Source organism: Thermoanaerobacterium thermosulfurigenes (assembly GCF_051201035.1).
GTDB lineage: Bacteria > Bacillota > Thermoanaerobacteria > Thermoanaerobacterales > Thermoanaerobacteraceae > Thermoanaerobacterium > Thermoanaerobacterium thermosulfurigenes.
On the sequence record NZ_JBPODR010000055.1, the window covers coordinates 1 to 6,153 of the forward strand.

General features: G+C 34.0%; 7 protein-coding genes. 6 read left to right on the top strand and 1 reads right to left on the bottom strand.

The window, feature by feature from the left end; translation table 11 throughout:
• Nucleotides 1-180: 180 nt before the first annotated feature.
• The 6 genes from HNR52_RS11875 (at nt 181) to HNR52_RS11900 (ending at nt 4,291) form a co-directional block, all read left to right on the top strand.
• On the top strand, nt 181-843 hold the full coding sequence (locus tag HNR52_RS11875; RefSeq protein ID WP_013787900.1) for a cytochrome c biogenesis CcdA family protein: 663 nt from the start codon (nt 181-183) through the stop codon (nt 841-843).
• Nucleotides 844-848: 5 nt separating this feature from the next.
• The gene (locus HNR52_RS11880) at nt 849-1,439 is read left to right on the top strand and encodes a TlpA family protein disulfide reductase (protein ID WP_435620690.1); all 591 of its coding nucleotides are present in this window, start codon (nt 849-851) and stop codon (nt 1,437-1,439) included.
• A gap of 84 nt (nt 1,440-1,523) precedes the next feature.
• Complete coding sequence (gene trxA, locus HNR52_RS11885; RefSeq protein ID WP_085112110.1) at nt 1,524-1,856, top strand: thioredoxin; 333 nt, start codon at nt 1,524-1,526, stop codon at nt 1,854-1,856.
• A 104-nt stretch (nt 1,857-1,960) separates the two neighbouring features.
• Nucleotides 1,961-2,650, top strand: a complete 690-nt coding sequence (locus HNR52_RS11890) for a response regulator transcription factor (RefSeq protein ID WP_435620691.1) — start codon at nt 1,961-1,963, stop codon at nt 2,648-2,650.
• On the top strand, nt 2,643-3,992 hold the full coding sequence (locus tag HNR52_RS11895; protein ID WP_230197666.1) for a sensor histidine kinase: 1,350 nt from the start codon (nt 2,643-2,645) through the stop codon (nt 3,990-3,992). The genes HNR52_RS11890 and HNR52_RS11895 overlap by 8 nt, the downstream gene beginning before the upstream one ends.
• Before the next feature lie 56 nt (nt 3,993-4,048).
• Nucleotides 4,049-4,291, top strand: coding sequence for an SHOCT domain-containing protein (locus HNR52_RS11900; protein ID WP_013787905.1), 243 nt, complete (start codon nt 4,049-4,051; stop codon nt 4,289-4,291).
• 35 nt (nt 4,292-4,326) lie between these two features.
• Here HNR52_RS11900 and HNR52_RS11905 read toward each other — a convergent pair whose 3' ends face one another.
• Nucleotides 4,327-5,814, bottom strand: coding sequence for an aminotransferase class I/II-fold pyridoxal phosphate-dependent enzyme (locus HNR52_RS11905; RefSeq protein WP_013787906.1), 1,488 nt, complete (start codon nt 5,812-5,814; stop codon nt 4,327-4,329).
• Nucleotides 5,815-6,153 lie beyond the last annotated feature (339 nt).

Below are 6,153 nucleotides of genomic sequence, written 5' to 3' on the forward strand. Positions count from 1 at the left end.
GGATTTACTATTACCATATATTCAACTAGATGTAAAATATAAAAATTCTTGTAAAGATAAATTTTTTGCTGGAATTTTGATGCGAAATCTCTGATCGTTTATAGCTTTATTTGTTTTTAAAAATTCGATGTAGTATAATTAAAGTAAACGACCCCTCTATAGGGGGTAAGGGGGATTTAAGTGTCTTTATTTGCAGCGTTTTTAGGTGGTATTGTTTCGTTCTTTTCGCCATGCATTTTACCGCTAATACCCGTTTACGTGACGTATATTTTCGGCGGAAAGAAGAAAAATTTTTTCAATTTGTTTTTGTTTGTATTAGGTTTCAGCATCGTTTTTGTCCTCATGGGAGCTACGGCCAGTCAATTGGGGAAATTTTTTGTTTCATACAAAGTTCTATTTAGAAAAGCCAGTGGTATAATAATATTATTATTTGGACTTTATATGATGGGTATCATAAAGCCGGCTTTTCTGAGCAGAGAAGTAAAACTTAATGTTTCTAACAAAAAGGAGGGGTATTTTAGCAGTTTCATTTTTGGCATAGCTTTTGCCTCTGGTTGGACGCCGTGTGTTGGTCCTATACTTGCGACTATCCTTTTATATGCAGGTGAACAAAACACTGTGTATGTTGGGGTTCTTCTGCTGTTTGCTTACTCATTAGGAATTGGAATTCCATTCATAGTAGCTGCTATACTAATTGATAGATTTAAAGCATTTTACAAAAAGATGAATTTTATCATGCCGTATATTGAAAAAATTGGCGGTTTATTTTTGATAATTTTCGGAATTTTGATGTATTTTAATCTCATTATAAGGTTTGAAAGTTACATTAATATTTTGAGGTGATTTGAGTGAAATCAAATAAGAAGAAGTCAAAGAGCAGCAACAAAAATGTGATATTGACTGTTTTAGTAGTTTTAGTTTTGATATTGGGAATTTCAATTTACTTTTTGAACAATTACGTAGTATCAAGTCAAACAAAGAGCCGGAATGCGAATAATGCTACCAGCAATGCTCAAGTAGGTATTGAAAAAGGCGATTTAGCACCGGATTTTACGCTAAAAGATGTAAATGGGAAAACAGTAACATTATCAAAGCTAAGAGGGAAAAAGGTTATATTAAATTTCTGGGCTACAACATGTCCATATTGTAAAATTGAGATGCCTGAATTAAACAAGTTTTATGAGAATAACAAAAATGATGTTGTCCTATTGGCGATAGATATTGGTGAGGATAAATCAACTGTTGAAAATTATCTTTCAGGAAAGGGTTATAGTTTCAATGTCCTTTTAGACAGCGATGCAAAAGTAGCCATGGATTACAAAGTTCAATTTATACCGATGTCATTTTTCATTGACAAAGATGGTATAATAAGGGCTATAAGCAATGGTGCAATGACATACGACGAGGTAGATGAATATTTTAAGACAATATCTCAATAATTATTGACAATTTGTTAAAAAGGTGGTATATTTAATTTAGCGATGACCCATATACCGGGGGTACAGTATAAAGGAGGGATAGTGATGAAACCTATTAACGTAACAGATATGAACTTTGATACTGAGGTGTATAATTCCGATAAGCCTGTTTTAGTTGACTTTTGGGCTGCATGGTGTGGACCCTGCAGAATGATGGCACCTGTATTGGAAGAATTTGCAGAGGAATATTCTGATAAAATAAAGGTTGTAAAGTTAAATGTTGACGAGAATCCTTTGATTGCATCACAATATAGGATAATGAGCATTCCTACGTTAGGTGTTTTTCAAAATGGACAATTAGTTGACAAAGTTATCGGATTTATGCCAAAAGAACAATTAGAATACAGGCTTGCAAGATATATAGATGCACAGGTATAAGTTTGTGAAAGATCTATAAAAAGATACCATAATTTAGATTGTGGTATCTTTTTTTCATTTATTCTTCACAATTGTAATGTATAATATATCTGAGGTGTTTTGCAATGAAAATACTGGCAATAGATGATGAAGAGAAAATCTTGGATGTTATAAAAGCGTATCTTGAAAAGGAAGGGTACACCGTTTTAACTGAGACTAACGGTGCCAATGCTTTAAATACTTTTAAAACTGTAAATCCAGATTTGGTCATATTAGATTTAATGCTGCCGGGTATGTCTGGCGAAGAAATATGCAGAAAAATAAGAGCTTTATCGAAGGTGCCAATTTTAATGCTTACTGCTAAAGTAAGTGAAGATGATAAGGTATATGGTTTTACAATTGGTGCAGATGATTACTTAACGAAGCCATTTAGTCCTCGAGAGTTGACGATGAGAGTTAAGGCTATACTTAGAAGGACAAAGAATGATCTGCCATTAAATGATATATTTATGTTTAATGATGGCGATCTTGTAATTGACACAAGATCATACGAAGTGAAGAAAAAAGGCAGGATTGTCAATTTAACGCCAAATGAGTACAAGTTGTTGACCGTTATGGTGCAAAATCCCAACAAGGTATTTAAAAGAAGCGAGCTTATTGAAAAAGCTTTTGGCTACGATTTTGATGGTTTCGATAGGACGATAGACGCTCATATAAAAAACTTGAGGCAAAAGATAGAAGATGATCCCAAAAATCCAACATATATAAAAACTGTGTATGGGGCAGGTTATAAATTTGGTGAAGAAAATGATTAAAAATGATATAAGAACTAAAACTGCTGTATCGTTTATATCTATTGCTTTATTATCGATAGTCGTATTCAGCATTACCATAAATATTTTAATAATAAACAATTTTGGAATTTACATTAAACAGTCAGCAAATGTGCAGTTTGACAACATTGCTTCATCAATCGCTGAAACGTACAAGGAGACGGACAGTTGGAATGAGACAGGCAATAGAATGGCACATACATTAATGATGAGTGGGTATGACATTGTGGTTAGGGATTTGAAAGGCAATATATTAATTAAAACGCCATCAATGCTTTCAATGATGGGTATGGCAAGTAGTAGCAAAATCTCAACCCAAACTCTCCCGATAGTTGTAGATGGCAAAAAGGTTGCTTACGTTGATATAACGTATAGCGGTAAAATGCCTATGAGCAAACTGGATTATAAGTTTTTGTACAATGTAAATAAATATATCGCATTAATAACAATATTGACGATTGCATTGGTGTTGATAATAAGCATATATGTTGCAAAATATCTTACAAAGCCTATTTTAAATATAGCAAAAGTAGCCAGTAAATTAGAAAGTGGAGATTACGACGTTAGAGTAGAAGAAATACCAAAAGAGGAGGAATTGCTTGCATTAACTGCTGCCATAAATCATCTTGGCGCATCATTAAAAAGTCAAGGGATGCTAAGAGCACAGTTGACGCAAAATATAGCACATGAATTGAGAACGCCTTTGTCAACCCTTAAAAGTCATTTAGAGGCTATAATTGACGGTGTTTGGGAGCCATCTAAAGAAAGGATTGTAAGCCTTTATGAAGAAGTTGTAAGATTGTCTAATCTCATAAATGATATTGAATTATTGAATAAAATAGAAATTGACAATCTAAAGATAAATAAAGTAAGATTCAATTTGTCGGAATTGATTAAAAGTTTATTGATAAATTACGAAAGCATTTTTATCAATAAAAATCAGCATTTGGAGAAAAATATTGAAGATGACATTTTTGTGGTTGCAGACAAAGATAGAATATCAGAGGTACTGATTAATCTGCTTGTAAATGCTAATAAATACACAGGTGAAGGTGGAAACATAAAAGTAAAACTGTACAATGAAGGACAATTTGCAGTGATTACAGTTTCTGACAACGGCATAGGCATACCGAAAGAAGATTTGCCTTTTATATACGAAAGATTTTACAGGAGTGAAAAGTCACGAAGCAGGGATTATGGTGGCAGTGGCTTAGGATTATCAATTGCTAAGGCCATAATAAAAGCTCATAATGGTACCATAAATGTTGAAAGTATTTTAAATCAAGGGACAAAATTCACAGTAAAATTGCCGATAATTAATTAAAATTCATGAATTCTTCACAATTTTGTCATATAATAGATTTGAAGGAGGATGATATTATGATGTGGGGATTAATGAATGGATGGGGTTACGGTGGAGGCATAATTTTTGGCCTCATCTGGATGATACTTCAAGTTGTAATAGTAGTTGGTGCAATATATTTCATTGTTTCACTGTTTCAGAACAAAAAAGGCTCACAAAGAGGCAGTGATGCGCTTGAGATTTTAAAAGAGAGATATGCAAGAGGAGAGATAAGCGAAGAAGAATATAAAGAGCGCAAAAGAAACTTAGAAGAAAAATAATTTATAAAAAAGAGCTCTACTTTTCGTAGGGCTCTTTATGCTGTTATATTCAATATCTGCAAATCGTTGACTACTTTTATATATTCCACATTTGGATCTTCTGTTCCTTGAATGCTTAGCTTGGCATTTTTCATTTCAATTACATATTCTATGATTTCTCTGGTTATCCTTTCGCCAGGACATAATATTGGGATACCGGGAGGATATGCCATTAGAAATTCTGAGCTAATCTGCCCAATACTTTCTTCCAAAGGCAAGGCGATATTAGAACATTCAAATGCATATCTGGGAGATAAAACCATTTCTGGTATCTCTGGCATATCTAAAGCTTTCGACATTTCTACATTGTCCTTGTACAGTGTCTCACTGATTTCCCTCAATGCCCTTATAAGGTAATCTACATTTTCTTTTGTGTCGCCTATGGAAAATACACACAATGTATTGTACATATCGGCTAATTCTGGTTGAATGTAGTATTTTTTCGCTAGTATATCTTCTAATTCATGACCTGTTATGCCAAGGCCTTTAGCGGTAATAGTGATTTTTGTCGGGTCAAAATCATACGCTCCATCTCGCCCTACAATTTCGTTTCCGAAACAATAAAGACCGTTTATATTGTTGATCTCTCGACGAGCGTATTCTGCAAGTTCAATTGTCCTGTCCAACAATTCTTTTCCTTCTGTTACCATCTGCATTCTTGCAACATCAAGTGATGCTAATAAAATGTAAGAGGGACTTGTGGTCTGTAACAGGCTCATAACTTGTTTCACTCTGTTTATATCAATCCTTTTTGACTTGACGTGCAACATAGAGCTTTGCGTCATAGAGCCTATTATCTTATGAGTGCTTTGTGCGCAGATGTCAGCACCTGCTTCCATAGCTGAAATAGGAAGTTTTTCGTTGAATTTTAGGTGTGGTCCATGGGCCTCATCCACCATCAGTACAGCTCCGTAGTCATGGACTATTTCAGCAATTTTTACAATGTCTGCAGAAACACCATAGTAAGTCGGATTTATAATTAAAACAGCCTTTGCATCAGGATTGTTTCTTAATGCTTCCTCCACAGTTTCAGGAGTCACATTAAGAGCAACGCCTACATTTTTATCAACTTCAGGTTGCATATAAACTGGGATAGCACCACTTAAGATAATACCTGATGTAACAGATTTGTGAATGTTTCGTGGAACAATTATTTTTTCATTTTCTCCCATAACACTTAGGATCATAGCCTGAATAGCTCCCGATGTCCCATGGATGACAAAAAATGTAGCATCGGCACCAAAAGCATCGGCAGCTAATTCCTGAGCTTTCTTAATGGGACCGGTAGGCTTGTGAAGGCTGTCAACTTGTTCAAACACAGTAACATCCATTGATAATACATTTTTACCTACAAAATCAAAAAACTTTTTAGCCATTCCATTGCCTTTTTTGTGACCTGGGACATGAAATGGTATGGTGTTGTTGTTGACATACTCCATTAATGCATCGAATAATGGAGTTTCAAAATGATTTAGCTTTTCCAACTTGATAAACACCCTCTTTCATAAGTTTGGCTCCCAGAATAAAAGCCTGAACCTCGTTGCAATCGGTTCGGGCCTTTGCAGAGCGAAAATACACTTTATTATGTTTTCAATTTATTATAAGATATATTTTTTTAGATTTCAATATAAATTTTTTTCTTGTTTGTGTCAAGTAGTTGTTGGCAAATTTTTTTCTTTAAATTTTATCCGCATAATGTTTAATATGTTGTGAATTTTCATGCAATTATTTTTACTCCATTTTTATCTTCATATTACACCTTTTATATGACTTTTAATTCACTTAAACATTTGTATCTGAGTATTTCTCTTATTGCTTTTCGA